This window comes from Paraburkholderia terricola, assembly GCF_900142195.1.
Lineage (GTDB): Bacteria > Pseudomonadota > Gammaproteobacteria > Burkholderiales > Burkholderiaceae > Paraburkholderia > Paraburkholderia terricola.
Window position 1 is genome coordinate 1 of the sequence record NZ_FRAB01000075.1, and the last position, 17,634, is coordinate 17,634.

The following is a 17,634-nucleotide window of genomic DNA, read 5'->3' on the forward strand; positions in this document are numbered from 1 at the left end:
GAACGTCGCCGACACGGCACCACCGATCACGATCCCGAGTGCGATGTCGTTTGCCATCACCTCCCTCCATCCCGTTTGCCCATCAACGCGTTAATCCGTCAGCCACCAGATCACCTCGTCGAGCGACATGTCGTCGATCGAGGCCGGTTGCACGCCGTGCTCCTTAAGCAGCCGCTTTGCCAGCGCCTTGAGCGTTTTCTGGCTGATTCTTGCCAGCGGATGTGAGGCGAAAGTAGGCATCCTGGACGCGGTGATAATCACCGAGATCCATGCCCTCCAGGTCGTTCGGCGACACGCCCGCGAGCGCGGCAAAAATCGCCAGTTCCTGCCCTTCCTCATCGCCGGGGGCGATCTTCTGCGCCGCGCGCATGTCGCGCACCTTCGGGCGCCGCAGCGTCAGGGTGTCGCGCACGACGCCGTCAAATGCCACCGGATAGTTCAGCTTCACGGTGACGCTGTCGAAGCGATCGATTGCGTTACTGACCACGTTGTTATCCACATTGCTGTCCATCTGTCCCGCCTCAAATAGAAACGGCGAGCCGCGCGGCCCGCCGTTGATGTCAAAAGTAACTTTTGCCGCCTGATCCACTGTTACATGCCGATCGCCTTACGGATCTCAGCGAGCTGGTCGACGCCATTGATGATGCGCACCATGCCGAGCACGTCGATCTCGTGCACGACCGCGCCGTCGATCTCCAGCTTGTAATAGGTCAGCGACACGGTGAACTTGGCGTCGACCTTCTCGCCCGGCTTCCAGTCGCCGCCATCGACCTCGGAGAGCATCCCGCGAAACGTCGCGGCGACCGCCTTCGTCGCACCCTTGATGTCGCGGAACGCACCGCGAAACACGCCGTTGAATGCGGTCGCGTCGGCGAGGCCGAAGAACTTCAGCACGTCGCGCTCCATCGTCGACATCTGGAACGCGGCCTCGAGCGCCTCCATGCCGAGATCGATCTTGACCGGCGCATCCATGCCGCCGGCACGATGGTCGTCGGTCTTGATCTTCAGTTTCGGCAGCGTGCACTGCGTGGCGCGGCCCGCAAAACCCTTGCCGTCGCTATACACGTTGAAGTTATAAAGTGTTTCCGGAGTCACGCGTCACCTCTCAGGTGGGTATCAGGGGTTGCCATCAGGGATTGGTATCGAGCACTTCGGTCAGCCACTGGTTGGTGACCTCGAAGCGGAAGTTGGGGTTTTCTGCCGGCGGCACGTCGGTGAAGCGGATGTTCCAGTACACCTTGCCGTCCTCGAGCTGCGTCGCGGTGTTCAGCTCCGGATCCGCATACACCTCGAAGTTGATCAGCGCACCCCTGTTCTTCAGATCGCGCATGAACGCCTGCAGCCCTTCGGTGACGTCCTTCACGTACGTGGCCGTGATGCCGCGGTCGACCGCCCACTTGTGGCCGGCCAGCACCGCGTCCATCACGATGTCGAGCGTGCGCACGCGCGTGACGAACTTCCATTTGGCATCGGCCGAGAGCGTGCGGTTACCCCACAGGCGGTATCCGCCGTCGCGGATGATTGTCGCGATGTTCGCGTTATTGAGCAGGTTCGCGCGACAGGTCTCGTCGCCGTCGAGAAACTCGATCGGCCGCTTCGTGCCGGTGATATCAGTGATTTCCCTGTTCGACGGCGACGCCCAGAAACCGATGTTCGCGTCGGTCTGGCAGAAGAGGCCCGCCGCGTACGACGAAGCCGGCGCATCGACGTCGGCGTTGGCGGTCGTGTCCCACATCGTGGCCCCTGGATCGACCATATAGAGCCGCTTGCTGCCGAAGTTCTGCGCGTAGGCGATCGCCGCTTCGTCATCGATATTCGGTCCGTCGATGATGCCGATCGCGCGCAGTTTGCCGGCAAGCGAATCCATCGCGGTCGCAACCGCCTGCGTCGACGAGAAGCCGGGGGCGAGCAGCAGGCGCGGCTGCACGTTGTATTTCGACTTCGCGTCGAGCAGCGACTGCAGGCCGGTGCGTGCACCGCCGGCACTGACGCCACCGATGATCGCCGAGGTGAGCGCTGCGGGCTCATTTCCGTCTGCTGCGCCGGCAGCCACACCGGTGGCGACAATCACCGCCGTACTCTGCGCATAGATCGCGCGGGCCGCTTTGGCAATCGCACTGCCTTCGCCGAACGCGGCAACAGCCTCGCGATAGCTTGTCAGCTGCACCGGCACATTGGGCGCGGCCCGATCCGCGCCGGGCGTATAGGTGTTGACCATGCCGACGATCGACGAGCTCGGCACGGCGATGGTGCGCGGCCCGGTGTCGACCAGCGACACGGTCACGCCGTGGAAAAACGAGGTTGCACCCATGAAGGTCTCCAGGGATCAGGAAAATTCAGCCAAAAAATCAGGCAAACAAATCAGCCAAAGAAATCAGGCAAATAAAAAGCCGCCTGGGCAGGTGGCTTCGGATGATGGAATGCGGGGGCTCCGGCAATGCGCCGGAGCGGCGCTTACGTCACGAAATCGGGTGCGGCTGGTAGTTCGACGTTCGGCCAGCCGGTCGCACCGGCGAGATCGCGCAGCGCCTGGCGATACCGGAGCAGCGCCGTGAACTGCTCCGCCGTGAGGGTCGTGCCGTCGCCGATCAGCTTTTCGTCCTGATGCCGGGCGACGAGCCAGTCGGTCGCCGCTAGCGCGCCATCGCGCCTCGCGCGCATCATGTCGGCCTGCTGCGCACGCGTCGGTGGCAGCGGATCGAATAGCGCCGGCATGCCGTCAGCGTCGAGCGCAATGCGCTTGCCCTGACCCTGTCCGTTGATCAGCTCCTGCCACAGCGCGTCCGTGATCCCGACGGCCGTGACGGAGTCCGGCACCGGACTGTCGACGCTGTCGTAAAAGCCGGTGACGGCGCCTTGGGCGTCGTATGCTGCGAATTTCTGTCCCATGATGTCCCTCAGTACCCGATGCTGATCCACGAAATACCCGTTGAACCGGAAGACGCGGTGCCCGCGATCACGTTGAAACTGGTCTTGCTGCCGTTCCCCTGGAAACCCAGTGAGATCGACGCGGCATTCGGGGTGATCACGGTACCGGTGTTGCCCGCAGCCAGAATGAACGCGTTGGGGTAAGCGACCGGCAGCGTGACTGTCTGCATCGATTGCGTTGCAATCGTGCTGGTGCCCCACTGGACAATCAATCCGCTGGGCAGCTTCGCATAGCCGTTATTGGCAAGCGACTGCGAGAACGCATTGCGGCGGAACAGGAACGATCCGCTGATGACCCAGGCGCCGGACAGGACGGTAAACACGCAGTCTTCGCCAGGGTTAAGCGCCACGCTCGTCACCAGCCCTGTCCCGCTATCGATCTGGTCCGCGCCCGCCGCGGAAATCGTGACGATCCCGCTCGACGATGTACTGACCTTGCTGCAATGGACGCTTGCCCCGTTAGGCAACCCGGCGATCGGCGGAAGCGTCGCGACCTGATTGGCCGTGTTGTTAAAAACCACTCGCGAACCGATGTAACTGTTGTCCATCGTCGTCGACGCGACGGTGGCCTGGCCCGAGTGAAGTGGCGAGTACTGAAGCCCGGACTGACAGAGAAACGCCGTAGTCGCAAGCTTCGTGCTGTTGTCGAACTGCGCCGGCGTCGGCCCCCTCGGCGTGCCGGTGAAAAGCGGCGAGTCGAGCGCGGCCTTCAACGCCAGCGCGTTCGTCACCGTCGTCGCGAAATTGGGATCGTCGCCGAGCGCATCAGCCAGTTCCTTCAGCGTATCGACCGTGGCCGGCGAGGAGTTCACAAGCGCCGCGATCGCGGCCTGCATGGCGACGAGCGTCGCGTATTGCGGGTGCGGGTTCTCTGCGCCCGCGTGCGCTTCCTGCTGCGCCCTCAGATAGCGCGTTCGGTTCGCAAGCTGCTTTGCCTGCCGGTTGTCGACTCCATCGGGGCCACCCATGACAGGGTCCGACGTTTCCAGCTGATACACACCCTCTTCCCACTGGGCGATTTCCACAAGGTCTGCCATCAGGCCACACTCCCTCTGTTGTATTGTCCATTGCGCATGGCGGCGCCGTTATGGCGGATCGGCACCGCCGTGTAGTCGAGTACCGCGAGCAGGCTGCGCGCGGGTGCGTAGCGCCCGAGCACGGCCTTCAGGCTGTCCGCCTGATCGCGCGTGACCGGCTGCTGAAGCTTCACGATGTATTCCGCCCACGCGTTCGCACGGCCGTGCACGTGATCGCCATTGCGCGTGACCGATCCGTCGCGACGCCGCGCGAGTCGCCCTTCGACCAGCTCGACCTCGCCGAAGCCGAGCCGGCGGATCACTTCGCGCACCGCCCACGGCGTGCCCTTCCGGCGGTGCAGTGCGAGCGAGCCCTTGATCAGCGCCCGCTTCGCGTCCTCCGATTCGGCCAGCTCCCAGCCGTCGACGGCCAGTGCCCACGCGAGCCACGGCAGCCATGCCAGCGGACACCGGTCGGCATCCCACAGCGTGCGCAGGATTTCCGGATCGACGCGCGGCGCCATGACGATCGCAAGCGCCGTTTCGAGCGGGGTCTGGTTGGCCGGCAAGAGTGCATCACGCATCGTCCACCTTCATGTTGAGCACGATCGACGTGCAGTTGGCGAACTGCCGCGGCGTACAGATAACGTGCGCCGGCGGCGATCGCAGATCGACATCGATCACGCCGGAATCGGGCGGGTGCAGCGCTCCGTAGATCGCGGACAGCGACATGCCGGCACCCAGCTTGCGGGCGCTGGCGATGGCCTTTCCGAGTGCTGCGCGACGCGCCTCGAAAACGGCTTCACCGCCCGGACCGCTGCCGACGTGGACGTCCGCCTCGACGGCGAAATCGACGCGCTCGCCGGCTGTCACCAGCACCTCGTCGTTCAGCGGCCGGACGTCCTCCGGCGAGACCGCTGCGGTCACGGTGTCGATCAGCGTCTGGTCCGGCACACCATCGCCCACTGCGGACAGCAGCGTCAGGCGGACGATGCCCGCCTCGGGACGATCCACCTTCACGTCCAGCACGTCCGCGGACGCATTCATTGCCAGCGCGACGTAACTGCCGGATGGACCGGCGACCGTCGAGCGCTCGATCGACATCTGCGTGCGCAACTTCAGCCGGTCGTCGCCTTCGAGCGTCGGCCCGACTGGCGGATTCGCGTCCGCGTCGCCGGGATCGATGGTCGCCCGCCCGATGTCGAGGAGCGCCGCCAGGTGTTCAAGATCGGCACCGGTCGAGAAAGCCAGCATCACCGCGCGTGCGGCGTCATTGACCCGCGCGCGAAACCGCACCTCGCGGTAGGCCGCAAGCTCGATCAGCTTCACCACCGGATCCGACTCGAGCGCCGCGCTCCAGCCGGCGTAAATGCTTTTAAAGTGCTCGAGCTTCTCCTGATAGATATCCTCGAAGTCGAGCGTGTCGACCAGATCCGGCGGATCGATCGCACCCAGATCAATGGTTGTCACGTGGTCACCTCGAAAACTGCGTCGTCGCCTTCGTAGACGCCCTGAATACGGAACGTCACCCGGCCATCAACAATCGATGCGACCGTGACGCGGGAGACCCTGATGCGCGGCTCCCATCGCCCGATCGCGCGGGCCGCTTCCGCCTGCGCCGAAGAAATCCAGCCGCGCGAGACCGGCAGATCGACCATGCGGGGAATGTCGGAGCCGTACTCGGGCCGCTCGCGCCGCGTGCCCTTGCGGGTCGAGAGAATGTCGCCGATGCTCTGCTTCAGGTGCGCGATGCCGGTGACCGGTTTGCCCGTCTGCCGGTCCATACCGACCAGCGCCGTACCCGCGCCCATCGTCAGGCTCCGTCCGCGACGCGTTCGAAGTCGGGATGGCGTTCGAGCAGCGCGAGCTGCTCCTGGTCCGATGCCGTCACGGTGCTTTTGTCAACGCTCAGCGTGCGGCCGTCGGCCAGCACCAGGGTGCGCGACCTGAAAACCTTATCGCGGAAAGTGACGGACGCCGCGCCTGCGGCGACGGTCGACGCCGGAACCGGAATATCGTTATCTTTCGTCATTTCGGGACTCCAATAAAAAGCCTCGCGCGAAGGCGAGGCCAAAGTAACTTTCCCAACGATCGGGGGATCGGACTCTATTCTTTCAGCGGTGGGTCCGTCGGCGCACCCTCCTGCTTCACCATATGTATGTGATCCGGCAGCGAAACGCCCTTCGATTTCACGGTGCCGGTGAAGCTCGCGTCGCCGTCGATCTCGGATGCGGGACCGCCCGCTGAATTGCTGCCGGTCATGCCGCCCTGGAACGTCAGCCGCTTCTGTGTCGTGCTGTTTCCGGTGAACGTTGAATCCGGCGCATCGACGAGCAGCTTCGGCGTCATCTGCGTGATGCCGTCCGCCGTCAGTTCCATCTGCGTATCGCCGATGCGGAACACGATCCGGCCACCAGCGGGAACCGACAGGACATATTCGTGTGCGTCGTGGTCGTAATGCTCATGCGCACCGTCCGGCCAGTCGGTCGCCGTCAGGTTCCCGGCATGGCCGTTGGCCCCGCCGTGCGTGTCGCTATAGAAACCAGCCAGCACGAACGCACCGGCAAGCGTGCCCGATGGCGCGAGCACCACGGCCTGCTCACCGACCGAGGGCGGACACCACGTCCTGACCCGGCCTGCCGCAAACGTCTTCCACGGCAACAGCGCACTGACCCACTCACCGTTGCGCACCCGGCAGCGCGGCGGGTCGTACTGCACATCATCGATATAGCCCGCCTGCACGATGCTCGCGATCAGGCGATCGATTTCGCCAATCTCGTAGTCGCTCATGTGGCTATCCTTCGGACGGATCGTGTGCCGGATCCAGATACTCTGCGCCCGGCGCGGTGCCCGTATCCGGATCGACGCCCCACAGCACAGCGGAGCCGGCGGACGGAAACGGCGCGGCGACATCGCCGAGATCAAACTCATGCGTCCACTCGACGAGCCAGACGAGATACGCGTCGAGCTCCGGTTTGAACGGATCGTCACCGATCTGCACGAGCTTCGCCGGTGTCACCGGCACACCCCACGTCTGCGCATGCACGGCACACGCGATTCGCGCGGCCAGCTCGCGCACCGCGAGATCCGCGTGCAGCCCAAGCGGATCGCAGATCGCCCGCGCCTGGAAGCGCCCGATCAGCGACGTCTGTCCGGTACCGGGATCGTGTCCCGGTTCCATTTCCGACAGCTCAAGCGCGATGCTGGGCGTTGGAATCTTCCGGCCGATGCGCGGATAGGCATCGATCGGCGAGATATCGGGCAGCGCCGCGCGCAGGCCCGCGATCATCGCGTCGTGCAGCGTTTTCAGGTTATCGGGCACGCCGGAGTCCTCCAATGACCTTCTGGATTTCGTAGTTCACTTCCTGCCGCAGGATGGTCATCAGCCGCGCCTCGCACATCTGCGCCGCCCGCCGGAACGCCGGGTCGCCGGTCTTCGACCAGTTCACCGTCACAACCTCGAACGGCGTGCGGGCCTTGCCGGTGCGCTGGTAGATCGGTCCGTCCGGCTTCGCCCTCGTCTGCCGCCAGGCGCCATCGAAGGTGAACCGGCCCGCCCGCATGCCTTTTTTCGTCTCGCGTACGGATCCCAGCCGGTGGGCTTCGACCGGATTCAGCCCCAGCCACACCTTGCCGGTGTCAGCTGAACGCATGAAGAAGTACAGCCGGCTGCGGATCACCTTCTGCGGGATCTGCGTGCCGCGGGACACTTCCTTGCCGGTCTGGCTTTTGATCCACGCTGCGGTCTTGCGCAGCGTGCGACGCCACGCTGCCTGCATGGCGGACGGCGACAGCCCCTGCAGCGCGGCGGTCACTTCCCTGATATCGATCTCGACCTTCAGTGCATCCATCAGCAGGGCCTCAATAACGGAATCTCATCAACGGGGTCTTAACAGCAGCACGGTCCACCCCGTGCCGTCGGGTTGCAGTTCGAACACGACGTAGTCATCGACGCCGACCGTCACCATGCTGCCCTCGCGGATCGCGACGGCGTCCGCCTCGCGCACGCTCACCTGCGGATGCTCGAGCTGCGTGCGCTGCCGGCCGAGATCCGGACCGAGCCACGGCGCGGCGAACATGCCGCGCAGCGGCTCCCCGTCGACGGTGATGTCGTCGTCGGCCAGATCGCGGATCACGGCATCGTCGAGATCCGCGACCAGATCACGGAACGCCATACGTGTCTCCTCAGGCCGTCAACCTGATGACGGCCTTCGGACGCGTGCACAGGTGAATCGGGTTCGACTGCGCCTCGATCTCGACGCCCTTGCCGAAGTCCATCAACTCCTGCTTCGCGTAATACGGCAGACCGGTCGTGTTGACCGCCTCCACATAGTCGGCTGGGGCAAAACGCGTAATGAACAGATCCGGCACGCCCTCCGGCACCGCATGCGCCTCATCGTCAGCCACATAACCCACATCACCGACGCGACCGCGATAGCGCTCGAAGGTACAGCCGCCGATATCGAACGCGTCGCGCGTGTCGCCGCGCAGCGACGCTGCCATCGCTGTGGCAAGGTACGTTTCCTTGACCGTCTTCAGTACGATCAGCGCGTTCCAGAATTTCCGGCCGCACAGCACGCGCGCGCCGGTAAACGGGATGTTGCCGAGTGCGTCTTCGATCGCGTCGAGCACCAGCTGGCACTTCGTGCGGATCTCGGTGTCAGCCACCTTATCGAGCTCGAAGTCGATCACGGTCTGCTCGATGTCGAATGCCTTGAGCAGATCCACCACGACCGATTTGCCGTCCGCATCCAGAATCTGCCCTTTGATCGCACCGATCCGGTGGAATTCGTGCGTCGCGTCGAGCTGCCGGCGCATTTTGCCGAGCCGACGATTGACCACCGTCGTCAGCGCTTCGAGTTCGGTCTCCGAGCCGAACGCGCGCAGGTTCTGGATTTCATCGGCGCCGATGGTTGCGCGTTGCGGCAGGTGCACCGTGTTGAACGGCAGCATCTGACGCTTGCTGCCAACGACAACGCTGGCCGACGAGCCACGAATGCCAGCCGGAACCAGCGCGAGCGTGTCGCCGTCCTTCTCGATCTGGACCACCGTCGTCGTGATGCCCTGCTCTTCGAACAGGCCCAATGCCGCAAGCCGGCTCGGCACGAATGGCTGCTCGTTGATCGCAGCGCTGAGCGACGACAGCGAGAACGCGTCGTCGTTGAAAAGGGCGATATCCGCCATAAAGACTCTCCTGAATAGCTGTGACGCCGCCATCGCGATTCAGCAACGGCGACATGGTCGAAACGATGGCGCGGTCTAGCGCACGATCACGTAGTGAGCAGCGAGGTCACTGCGAGCGGCCGCATCGAGGCCCGTAAGACGGGCTTCCGCAACTTCCGCGAGGCGAACGATGCCGACGGTGGGACGCGGATCTCCGGATGCGGGCAGCGGCGCATACAAGATCGCCGTGACGATTTCCGAACCATCTGCCGCGGTGTTGTTGTACGGCGCGTATTCGCCGGTGCCGAGCGTGCCGAGCAGTTGCCCGGCCGGCAGCGCATCGCCCTTCGCAACAACGATGCGCTCACGCGAGATCTGGCCTTCGCCTTCGGAGAGAAGAAACTCACCGGTCAGCGTGCCCTGGGTCTTGATGGTCATACGTCTGCTCCTTTCTGCGCCTCAATAGCGCCGTTATCAAAGTCACTTTGTGGCGCCCTGACGGGCGGCGTAGATGGACGATGCTTTCGGACCCGTGGAGGATCGGCCTGCATCGTTCGGGGCCGGCTGCTGCCGGTTATTCACACGCGGCTGGGACTGCGTGACACGGTCGAACAGTCGCGCGCGCACCTGGTCGGGATTCAACCCATCGCCCACGAACTGCGCGGTGAGTTCCGGCAGCTTCGCCGCGAGGCACAGGCCGGCAATGTCGGTCGCGTTCCGGATCGCCGCGTCGATGGTGGCGCGGTCCTTCAAGGCCGTGAGCGTGACGATGCTTTCCGCGCACATGGACAGGTTCGCCGCGCGGCAGGCGTTGAACACGTGCGCGGCCAGCACGCCCGGCTCTTCCCGCACCGCAACCGGGCCCGGATCCTGTGGCGCGGGCGCAGGCGGGTTTTCTGCCGGCAGAGGATTCAAGCCCGGCGCGGCGGGCTCGGGGGGAATCGGCGGCGGCGGATCATTGACCGGTGGGTCATTGGACGGCGGGTCAGCGGGCGGCGACGACGCATCACCCTCTGCCTCGACCAGCGCCTGCACCGGCTCCGGCGGGTTCCTGAAACGGGCAAGCAGGCCCGCCGCGTTCGTCGACGCAGCCAATCGCACCGGCTCCTCGATCACATCGCAAAAGCCAAGCGACTGCGCTTCAAGCGCCGTGAGCCACGTCTCCGCATCCATCATCGCGGTCAGCGCCTCGTCCGTCTGGCCGCTCTTGCGCCGGTACGCCGCGAGAATCCCGTCGCGGGCCTTGTCCATCATGTCGGCCGTGCTGCGCAGATCTGCCGCCGAACCGAGCGCGATCGTCCACGGGTTGTGAATCATCAGCATCGCGTTCTCAGGCATCACCACCTGGTCGCCCGCCATCACGACCAGTCCGGCTGCAGACGCGGCCACACCATCGACGCGCGCGGTGACCTTGCCGGCATAGCGTCGCAGCGCGTTGTAGATCGCGAATGCATCGAAGACATCGCCGCCTGGCGAATTCACGGCGACGATGACCTCCGTCGCGCTGGCGGCCGCAGCATCGAGTTGCGCGATGAACGTTTTTGCATCGGTGCCCCAGAATCCGATCTCGTCATAGATCCGGATCTCGGCGACGGCCGCGCCCTGCGCGTTCGTCATCGCCCTGATGTCCCACCACTTGCGGTTTTTCATCTACGGTTCCTGCCTTTGAATGTGCGTATCGGGCACCCCGTCGCCCGCGATGTCGCGCGAGCGGGGATCGGTGTCGTAACGCAGGCCGAGCGCATCGGCCCGCGCGTTGTCGGCGGCGTTTTCGCCATCGACCTGTTCCGGGTCTTCGCCCTGTTTGAGGATCGACGCCGAGCGGCTCGTCAGCCCGGAACGGATCGCCAGCTTCTGCGCGTTCACGTCCTGCACCGGGTGGATGTACGGCCAGCCCTGCGGCACCCAGCGCACACGCAGGTATTCACGCCGTGTGCGATGGAAGTCCGGCATCGGCATCGCGCCCGACAGTGCGCAGGCATCGACCCACCACGCCCACGCGCGGCGGCAATACTGGTGAATGAAGACGTTCCACTGCAGCTGCTCGATCGCGCGGCGGAACTCGTTGAGCAGCACACGCAGCACGCGATCGCCCACCTCACGCAGATCGCCGGTGAGAATCTCGTACGGCATGCCGACCGATGCGGCGGCGGCCATCAGCTGCTGACGCATGAACGGGCCGTAATCGGCTCCGGCGCCGGGCGGTGTTGCAAAGCGCATGTCTTCGCCAGGCGCCAGTTCCTGCACGGTGCCGGGTTCCAGTGACACGACCGGCGAGAAACCGTCCGAGTCGAAAACCAGCCCCTCGCCCGTCACCGGATCACCCAGGAGGCCCGGCTCCGCGTTTGGCTTGACGAGAAAGCCCGCGAACAGGTTGCTGATTTCCTGCCGGAACAGCACCGCGTCGTCGAAGTTGTCGAGCGAGTGCAACCGCAGCAGCACCGTCGACAGTTCGGGCACGCCGCGCACCTGCCCCGCGCGCAACGGCTGAAACACGTGTGCAATGTCATCCGCAGATACCGGCACGGTCACGAGACCACCGCCCGTCATCCGGTTGTATTCGCCGGGATGGCGACGCAGCAGGTGATAGGCAACCCGTCGGTCATCCGCGTCGTATTCGACGCCGTTGATGATCTCGCCACCATCCGGCCGCAGTTCGTTCTTTTCGACCGGCAGCAGATCGCCTTCGAGCACCTGAAGCTGCAGCGGTACGGAAAGCCCGTCGTCGGGGTGGCGCATGCGCCGGCGCACCAGCACCTCGCCGTCACCAAAGAACGCACGCGCCGCGAGCGTCTGCTGCCCGTAAAAATCGAGCAGGCCGTCCGCGTCGGATTCGCCGACCCAGTCGTCCCAGAGCTGCTTCTGCTGTCGCCGGATAACCGGGTCCGGGTGCTGCGGATGCGGCTGGATGCCCGTGCCGATGGTGTTCGACACCAGCCGCGCGATCGCGGTCTTCGCCCACGGGTCATTGCGGATCGCATCGCGCGCGCGGCTGCGAATCAGCGGCAGGTTCTGTACCGCCGCCGCATTCGGTCCGGCGCCCGAGGTCTGCCACGACCGGGCGCGTGCGCCAGCGGAACTTGCGGCTTCATACGCCGCCGCTTTCAGCCGGGTCGGCATCACGAAACCGCGCTTCGCGAGTGACGGATAGGAAGGCTTCATCGCACCCCCTTGCCGCCGTGCCGCAGCCGGAACACGCGCGAGCGCGGATTCGCCCGATCGAGCGCGCGCACAATCTCGGTCTGCGCTTCACGCAGTTCCGCGATCGACCGGTAGCGGACCTTGCGGTCCGCGTACTGGACCTCGAGCTCGCCCTTGGCGATCGCGGACTGGATGCGGGCGAGATCCGCCGCTGTATAGGCCATACCGTGCTCCTGTGATGTGCTGCTACCGGCGCTTCAGATACGTTGACCGCGCGGTACGCCGGCCCTGAATGCGCGAAACCCCGCTCGGCGGCGGGGTTTCGGGTGTGTTGCTGGTGTTGCTGGCAGCTGCTATCGGCGGCGGATCCGGCGGCCCGATATCCGCGACTGCCGGCAGGCCGGTGGCAACCGGCACCGTGTCGAACAGCGAGACCTGCGACAGGCGCTGCTGTTCGATCATCCAGTGCGCCTCGGTCATCAGGTGCGTCTTGATGCTGCGCGCCGCATGCAATGCGTACACCTCGCAGTCGAGCGCCTCATTGCGCGCACCGGCCTTCTTCTGCCAGATGCGTTTGCTGCCGGTACGCCCCGGCACCTTCACTTCGGCGGTGAGCTGCTGCAGATAGTCGGCACGCACGCCCCTGTACCAGTGCATGCGGCCGGCGCCGTCATCTTCGAGCTTGAGCCGGTTATCGAGAATCAGATCCTTGGCCTTGCTCACACCGACCATATAGGGGCGCAACCCGTACTTCGCCGCCTTGCTGTTGTTGCGCACCGAGTCGACGGGCGCCTTCGGCACGCTGAATATTTCCGCATCGATCTGCTTTGCGCCCTTGATCGCCATGATGTTGATGCCGCGCTTCTGTGCGACACGCACATAGCGGTACACGGCATCAGACGTCGAGCCATCCGAAGAATCGATTGATGCCGCCTTCACACGCAGCACCCACCCGTTCGCATGCCGGTAGCCCTGCGTGAGCAGATCGGTCAGGGCGCCCCACACGCCACCGACCATCGGATCGGTGCCCTGCTCGAGCACGTTGCCGTAGATTTCGTCCCACAGCACCAGCCAGCTCTCTTCGCCACGGCCCCACGCGCGCAGCACAATGGCGATCCGGTCGTGCTGCACGTCGATGCCGGCGGTGAGTACCAGTGCGCCGGCCGGCACGGTGAAGACGTCATAGTCGAGCGCACGCTCGGCGAGCAGATCGATCTCCGGAATGTCGCTCTCGTATCGGTACGGGCGCCCCTCGGTGTTGTTGACGAACGAGCGCATCTTCGTGTCGTCGCCCGCGCGCAGCGCTTTTTCCGCGACGAGCCGCTTCTTCACAAGCTCCGCGAGGCGCGAGCCAGGAAACGGCGACACGAGCTCGTTCAGACGGAAGCCAGCAACGCCGTGAAACGCGGCGGTCGCGACCCACCGGCCGCGCCGCACCGCACGAAAGCGCGCGGTGTCGTCCCACAGACTGCCGCAGAACGGGCACGCGTAACGCGCGGACTCGGGCGTTGCCAGTCCGAACACCTCGTGCGGTTTCTCTGCACTCTCGGACCACGTGACGTTATCCCACGCCAGTTCATGCTCTTCGCCGCAATCGGGACACGGCACCAGATACCGGCGCTGGTCCGACGACTCATAAGCCTGCGCGATCCGCGAGAAACCGTCGATCGTCGGCGTGCCGCCAAAGATCACCTTGCGGCGGCTGTCGGAGTAGCTCTTGTTGCGCTCCTCGAGCAGCGTGATCGAATCGCCCTGCTCACGAACGTTCTGGTTCGCATCGTCCGGCTCTTCCACTGCCACCACGGGCGCCGGTGTCGACTTCACATCATCCGGTGCGTTCGACGTGATGAACTTGAGAAAGCCGCGGGCGAACGTCTTGTGATCCCACAGGTTGTTCTTGTCGCGACCCGCATGCACGGGCAGTTTCGCGGACAGGCGCGGCGTCACCTCGACCATCGGCTCGAACTTCTCGAGGTTGAATTTCTTCGCCGACTTCTCCTTGGCGAACATGATGATCATCGGGCATGGATCGATGTCGATACGCCGCCCGACGTAGTTCAGCAGAACACCGTCCGTCCACGCCACCTGCGCCGACTTCATGCATACGACCTTCTGCACGCGCGGATCGTCGAGTGCGGCGTGCATGCCGTGCACCCACGGCGTGATGTCCGGGTTGTATTTACCCGGGCTCGCTGCTGCCTTCGCGCTCAGACGGCGATAGCGCCTCGCCCAGTCCGTCGTCCCGATCTTCTCGGCCGGCGTCAGCAGCCTCGCCAGCCGCCGGATCACTGCGCGCACGGTCTGGGTCGTATCCAGCCAGCTGCTCGAGACATCCATTGACATGTTCATTCAACAACTCGACATCGACGTCGACCCCATAGAGCGTGCGCATTTCCTGCGCGATCTTGTCCGGCAGCGACAGCAGGTCCGACTGGAAGGCGCCGACCATCTGGCCATAGGCGCGTTCCAGTTGCTCGGCGTTGACAAGCTGCCCCTTCTTCTCCGCGAGCGTGAGAATCTTGATCTCGCGCTCGACACGCTCGGTCATTGCGCGCTCGGTGGCAAGGTCGTATCCACCGTCGCCAACGCGGCCGGCCGCGATTCCGCGAAGATGCCGGATGTACTCGACGCGGATGTCGTCGATCGACGTCTGCCGGTAGTCGATGCCGAGCTTGTCGACGAGGCGCGAAACGGCCGACTGGTCGAGATCCAGGTGATCAGCGATCTGCTGTTGGGTTGGCATGAATATGACCCCCCTTGGAGAATCACCAGTAGAGAAAAAACGCGGGTGCGAGCCCCCGTGTGCCTGAGGCCTATAGGGTCCCCTGCGCATTTTTTGCGCAGCATCCGCAAGATCGGGCCGGCACGGGCAATGGCACGCGAGTCGTTAGAAACCAACGGTCAAACGCAAAAAAGCCCTGACGCTTGCGCGCTCAGGGCTTGCTTGACCTGCTACCTACTGAAGTCGCTTTCTATCGACGTAGTGCAGCCCGGCAAAGGCCGCGCGCACTCGGTAGAAACCGGATCAGATTGTGGAGCGGAGTTTAGACGACCTATTTCGTTTCCGCAAGAGGTTCGGACTGCAACCGATCGATAATCGACTGCATCGACACGAACTCGCGTTTCGGCTCGAGAAGCTTTTCGCCGAGAGATCGGCGTGCATGTGCGAGCGCTAAGTCGAACACTGTCGCCGGCCGTACCTTCAGACCAAGCCGCCGGCAGATGACGAACGGCGGCTTATGCCACACGTAGTGCATCTGCAACAGTCTGCGGTCCAGTGGCATGAGCGTGCGCATCGCCACCTCAACGCGGTTTGCATCCGCAAGATCAAGCGTCGAACTGACGCTGCGCCCGGACACGCCCGGAAAGTAGATGCTCGCGACGAGCGAATCACGCCCACCATCCCCACCACCGCAACTCTGAGCACGCGCCCAGTTGATCAAACGTTCTTCGAGATTCATGCGTCTTTTTCCCCAGGTCAATCTTCGTAAAGGCCGATGTGCTGCCGGCAATAGCCGCGCCGCGTTGAGCCGGCGCCGATGATGGTCGTGGCGGCATGAGTGCAGCGGCAGCCGTTCCCGACGTGAGCACAGACCCGATCGTCAGCCGCACTCGCGGGTTGCGACGCCGCATTGGCGGCCTTGGCCGTCAGCGCGTCATTGCGACGACGGCGCAACTCCTCCCAGTTCTTTCGCAAACGCGCAGGCGATGTGATGACCTTCGCCCAGAACCTGTCACGGTCCGCCCACGCAAACAGCCGCGCGATGTCCTGCATGTCACGACCGTCTACTGCCTGCATCGCCTCGACTTCTCGCGCCCACTCGACAAGGTCGGGCAATGCAAAGTCATGCAGACGTGCCCGGATGCGCTCGAGCATCCAGCGCGCGAGCGACATCGCACCTTCGTCCGGTTTTTCTCTCTGAACGCCCTTACCTTCGTTAACCGCTAAGGGTTGAGATAGAGAGGGTTTACTTGTATTTCTGTTTACTGGTTTATTAGTAGGAACGTGGTTCCGGTAACTTTCCGGATTCACCGCCGGCAAGGGCTCCGCGCCCGGCACTTCGGAACCACGTTCAGCCAGTTCCGCAGGGTTACCGGAATATCGTTCCGGATTGCCCGATTCCTGTGCAACTTCGGAACCACGTTCATCCAACTCCACAGGGTTACCTGAACGTGATTCCGGATTGCCCAACATCACAGCATCGTCCGCGAGATCGAAATCGATGGCATCACGCTGACGGCGCGCGACGTCCGCCGGGATCGACAGCCGATAGTGCGCATGCGCCCAGCGACGCGCCGGCCTGCGCGACTTCCAGCGCGTCAGCCATCCATTGCGCTCCGCGACGTCGAGGTGATTGCTGACGCAACGCTCCGAGAGGCTCGCCTTCTCGGCGATCGTTTCGACAGACGGCCAGCAGGTGTCGTCCATCGCATTGGTGTACTCGGCGATCACGAACAGCACCAACTTGGTGGTCGACGGCAGTTCACTGCTCGTCATCGCACGGCGCCAGGTGAAGAAAGGGGACACGGTGGTCATAGATCAATATCCTGAACCCGGGTCGGCAAAGTTTTCGAACCGGGTTATTGCGTTCTGGAATGCAAGTCGCACGGTGCCGATCGGCCCGTTGCGCTGCTTCGCGATGATGATTTCCGCAGTGCCGCGATCGGCGCTGTCAGGGTTGTAGACTTCGTCGCGGTAGATAAACAGGATGACGTCGGCGTCCTGTTCGATTGCGCCGGACTCGCGCAGATCGGACATGACAGGACGTTTGTTTGGGCGTTGCTCAAGGCCGCGATTCAGCTGCGACAGCGCGACGACAGGCACACGCAGTTCCGTTGCGATCTGCTTGAGCGAGCGCGATATCTCGCTCACCTCGGCCGCGCGCATGTCCGAATTGCCGCCATCGCCCGACATCAGTTGCAGATAGTCGACGACTACAACGCCAAGCCGGCCGCACTCGCGGTGCAGCCTGCGCAGCCGGCCCTTGAGCGTTGAAGGCGTCAGCGAGGCGCCCTCGAGCACGTGGATCTGCGCGTCTGCCATCAGTTGCACACCGTGCGTGATGCGCGGCCAGTCGTCGTCCTCGAGCGTGCCGGTGCGCAGGCGGTGCTGATTGACGCGGGCCGTCGACGCGAGCATGCGCATCGCAAGCTGCTCGGCGGGCATTTCCATCGATACGACCGCAACGGGGAGACCGAGCTGCATCGCCACGTATTCGCCGATGTTCATGGCGAAGGACGTTTTACCCATTGAGGGCCGGCCGCCCACGATGATGAGCTCGCCTTCGTGCATGCCGTCGAGCCGGCTGTCGAGATCGACAAAGCCCGTCGGCGTGCCGGTCACGCCACCCTTGTTTTCCCTGTGGAAAAGCTCGTCGATCCTTTC

At 64.2% G+C, this 17,634-nt stretch carries 23 protein-coding genes; all 23 read right to left on the reverse strand.

Going from position 1 to position 17,634, the window contains the following annotated elements:
* Window positions 1-163: 163 nt before the first annotated feature.
* Entirely contained in the window at window positions 164-589 is a 426-nt protein-coding gene (locus BUE39_RS32510; protein ID WP_235005016.1) for a phage tail assembly protein, read from the reverse strand.
* A gap of 2 nt (window positions 590-591) precedes the next feature.
* Window positions 592-1,095, reverse strand: a complete 504-nt coding sequence (locus tag BUE39_RS32515; RefSeq protein ID WP_073432753.1) for a phage major tail tube protein — start codon at window positions 1,093-1,095, stop codon at window positions 592-594.
* A 34-nt stretch (window positions 1,096-1,129) separates the two neighbouring features.
* A complete protein-coding gene (locus BUE39_RS32520; protein ID WP_073432755.1) occupies window positions 1,130-2,311 on the reverse strand; it encodes a phage tail sheath subtilisin-like domain-containing protein in 1,182 nt (393 codons plus the stop codon).
* A gap of 143 nt (window positions 2,312-2,454) precedes the next feature.
* Entirely contained in the window at window positions 2,455-2,889 is a 435-nt protein-coding gene (locus BUE39_RS32525; RefSeq protein WP_073432757.1) for a phage tail assembly chaperone, read from the reverse strand.
* A gap of 8 nt (window positions 2,890-2,897) precedes the next feature.
* Window positions 2,898-3,965 (reverse strand): gp53-like domain-containing protein, encoded by a 1,068-nt coding sequence (locus BUE39_RS32530; RefSeq protein ID WP_143031925.1) that lies wholly within the window; start codon window positions 3,963-3,965, stop codon window positions 2,898-2,900.
* Window positions 3,965-4,528: a phage tail protein I gene (locus tag BUE39_RS32535; protein WP_073432761.1), complete on the reverse strand. Its 564-nt coding sequence runs from the start codon at window positions 4,526-4,528 to the stop codon at window positions 3,965-3,967. The genes BUE39_RS32530 and BUE39_RS32535 overlap by 1 nt, the downstream gene beginning before the upstream one ends.
* On the reverse strand, window positions 4,521-5,414 hold the full coding sequence (locus tag BUE39_RS32540) for a baseplate assembly protein (RefSeq protein WP_073432763.1): 894 nt from the start codon (window positions 5,412-5,414) through the stop codon (window positions 4,521-4,523). Before BUE39_RS32540 ends, BUE39_RS32535 begins: the two co-directional genes overlap by 8 nt.
* Complete coding sequence (locus tag BUE39_RS32545; RefSeq protein WP_073432765.1) at window positions 5,411-5,755, reverse strand: GPW/gp25 family protein; 345 nt, start codon at window positions 5,753-5,755, stop codon at window positions 5,411-5,413. The genes BUE39_RS32540 and BUE39_RS32545 overlap by 4 nt, the downstream gene beginning before the upstream one ends.
* A 2-nt stretch (window positions 5,756-5,757) precedes the next feature.
* A complete protein-coding gene (locus BUE39_RS32550) occupies window positions 5,758-5,976 on the reverse strand; it encodes a hypothetical protein (RefSeq protein WP_073432767.1) in 219 nt (72 codons plus the stop codon).
* Between the two features lie 74 nt (window positions 5,977-6,050).
* Window positions 6,051-6,734, reverse strand: a complete 684-nt coding sequence (locus tag BUE39_RS32555; protein WP_073432769.1) for a phage baseplate assembly protein V — start codon at window positions 6,732-6,734, stop codon at window positions 6,051-6,053.
* A gap of 4 nt (window positions 6,735-6,738) precedes the next feature.
* Complete coding sequence (locus BUE39_RS32560; RefSeq protein ID WP_073432785.1) at window positions 6,739-7,266, reverse strand: hypothetical protein; 528 nt, start codon at window positions 7,264-7,266, stop codon at window positions 6,739-6,741.
* Window positions 7,256-7,795: a phage tail protein gene (locus BUE39_RS32565; protein WP_073432771.1), complete on the reverse strand. Its 540-nt coding sequence runs from the start codon at window positions 7,793-7,795 to the stop codon at window positions 7,256-7,258. The genes BUE39_RS32560 and BUE39_RS32565 overlap by 11 nt, the downstream gene beginning before the upstream one ends.
* A gap of 27 nt (window positions 7,796-7,822) precedes the next feature.
* Window positions 7,823-8,119 (reverse strand): head-tail joining protein, encoded by a 297-nt coding sequence (locus tag BUE39_RS32570; protein ID WP_073432772.1) that lies wholly within the window; start codon window positions 8,117-8,119, stop codon window positions 7,823-7,825.
* A 10-nt stretch (window positions 8,120-8,129) separates the two neighbouring features.
* A complete protein-coding gene (locus BUE39_RS32575) occupies window positions 8,130-9,128 on the reverse strand; it encodes a major capsid protein (RefSeq protein ID WP_073432268.1) in 999 nt (332 codons plus the stop codon).
* A gap of 75 nt (window positions 9,129-9,203) precedes the next feature.
* On the reverse strand, window positions 9,204-9,545 hold the full coding sequence (locus BUE39_RS32580) for a head decoration protein (RefSeq protein WP_073432774.1): 342 nt from the start codon (window positions 9,543-9,545) through the stop codon (window positions 9,204-9,206).
* Between the two features lie 42 nt (window positions 9,546-9,587).
* Window positions 9,588-10,757: a head maturation protease, ClpP-related gene (locus BUE39_RS32585; protein ID WP_073432776.1), complete on the reverse strand. Its 1,170-nt coding sequence runs from the start codon at window positions 10,755-10,757 to the stop codon at window positions 9,588-9,590.
* Window positions 10,758-12,269 carry a phage portal protein gene (locus BUE39_RS32590; protein WP_073432778.1) on the reverse strand — a complete coding sequence of 504 codons (1,512 nt, stop codon included), beginning with the start codon at window positions 12,267-12,269 and terminating at the stop codon, window positions 10,758-10,760.
* Complete coding sequence (locus tag BUE39_RS32595) at window positions 12,266-12,472, reverse strand: phage head-tail joining protein (protein ID WP_073429762.1); 207 nt, start codon at window positions 12,470-12,472, stop codon at window positions 12,266-12,268. The genes BUE39_RS32590 and BUE39_RS32595 overlap by 4 nt, the downstream gene beginning before the upstream one ends.
* A 22-nt stretch (window positions 12,473-12,494) precedes the next feature.
* Window positions 12,495-14,546 carry a phage terminase large subunit family protein gene (locus tag BUE39_RS32600; protein ID WP_318268151.1) on the reverse strand — a complete coding sequence of 684 codons (2,052 nt, stop codon included), beginning with the start codon at window positions 14,544-14,546 and terminating at the stop codon, window positions 12,495-12,497.
* The gene (locus BUE39_RS34660; RefSeq protein WP_176035769.1) at window positions 14,428-14,991 is read right to left on the reverse strand and encodes a helix-turn-helix domain-containing protein; all 564 of its coding nucleotides are present in this window, start codon (window positions 14,989-14,991) and stop codon (window positions 14,428-14,430) included. Before BUE39_RS34660 ends, BUE39_RS32600 begins: the two co-directional genes overlap by 119 nt.
* 310 nt (window positions 14,992-15,301) lie before the next feature.
* Window positions 15,302-15,709, reverse strand: a complete 408-nt coding sequence (locus BUE39_RS32605; RefSeq protein ID WP_073432782.1) for a hypothetical protein — start codon at window positions 15,707-15,709, stop codon at window positions 15,302-15,304.
* Between the two features lie 17 nt (window positions 15,710-15,726).
* Window positions 15,727-16,785 (reverse strand): helix-turn-helix domain-containing protein, encoded by a 1,059-nt coding sequence (locus BUE39_RS32610; RefSeq protein ID WP_200799536.1) that lies wholly within the window; start codon window positions 16,783-16,785, stop codon window positions 15,727-15,729.
* Window positions 16,786-16,788: 3 nt separating this feature from the next.
* Window positions 16,789-17,634, reverse strand: an 846-nt coding sequence (gene dnaB / locus BUE39_RS32615; RefSeq protein WP_073432789.1) for a replicative DNA helicase, incomplete at its 5' end; no start/stop codon positions are given.

Bases quoted from the DNA above. Each gene is read 5' to 3' on its own strand.
- BUE39_RS32520 (WP_073432755.1), bottom strand. From the start codon at position 2,311: ATGGGTGCAACCTCGTTTTTCCACGGCGTGACCGTGTCGCTGGTCGAC.
- BUE39_RS32525 (WP_073432757.1), bottom strand. From the start codon at position 2,889: ATGGGACAGAAATTCGCAGCATACGACGCCCAAGGCGCCGTCACCGGC.
- BUE39_RS32530 (WP_143031925.1), bottom strand. From the start codon at position 3,965: ATGGCAGACCTTGTGGAAATCGCCCAGTGGGAAGAGGGTGTGTATCAG.
- BUE39_RS32535 (WP_073432761.1), bottom strand. From the start codon at position 4,528: ATGCGTGATGCACTCTTGCCGGCCAACCAGACCCCGCTCGAAACGGCG.
- BUE39_RS32545 (WP_073432765.1), bottom strand. From the start codon at position 5,755: ATGGGCGCGGGTACGGCGCTGGTCGGTATGGACCGGCAGACGGGCAAA.
- BUE39_RS32550 (WP_073432767.1), bottom strand. From the start codon at position 5,976: ATGACGAAAGATAACGATATTCCGGTTCCGGCGTCGACCGTCGCCGCA.
- BUE39_RS32555 (WP_073432769.1), bottom strand. From the start codon at position 6,734: ATGAGCGACTACGAGATTGGCGAAATCGATCGCCTGATCGCGAGCATC.
- BUE39_RS32565 (WP_073432771.1), bottom strand. From the start codon at position 7,795: ATGGATGCACTGAAGGTCGAGATCGATATCAGGGAAGTGACCGCCGCG.
- BUE39_RS32570 (WP_073432772.1), bottom strand. From the start codon at position 8,119: ATGGCGTTCCGTGATCTGGTCGCGGATCTCGACGATGCCGTGATCCGC.
- BUE39_RS32575 (WP_073432268.1), bottom strand. From the start codon at position 9,128: ATGGCGGATATCGCCCTTTTCAACGACGACGCGTTCTCGCTGTCGTCG.
- BUE39_RS32580 (WP_073432774.1), bottom strand. From the start codon at position 9,545: ATGACCATCAAGACCCAGGGCACGCTGACCGGTGAGTTTCTTCTCTCC.
- BUE39_RS32585 (WP_073432776.1), bottom strand. From the start codon at position 10,757: ATGAAAAACCGCAAGTGGTGGGACATCAGGGCGATGACGAACGCGCAG.
- BUE39_RS32590 (WP_073432778.1), bottom strand. From the start codon at position 12,269: ATGAAGCCTTCCTATCCGTCACTCGCGAAGCGCGGTTTCGTGATGCCG.
- BUE39_RS32595 (WP_073429762.1), bottom strand. From the start codon at position 12,472: ATGGCCTATACAGCGGCGGATCTCGCCCGCATCCAGTCCGCGATCGCC.
- BUE39_RS34660 (WP_176035769.1), bottom strand. From the start codon at position 14,991: ATGCCAACCCAACAGCAGATCGCTGATCACCTGGATCTCGACCAGTCG.
- BUE39_RS32605 (WP_073432782.1), bottom strand. From the start codon at position 15,709: ATGAATCTCGAAGAACGTTTGATCAACTGGGCGCGTGCTCAGAGTTGC.
- BUE39_RS32610 (WP_200799536.1), bottom strand. From the start codon at position 16,785: ATGACCACCGTGTCCCCTTTCTTCACCTGGCGCCGTGCGATGACGAGC.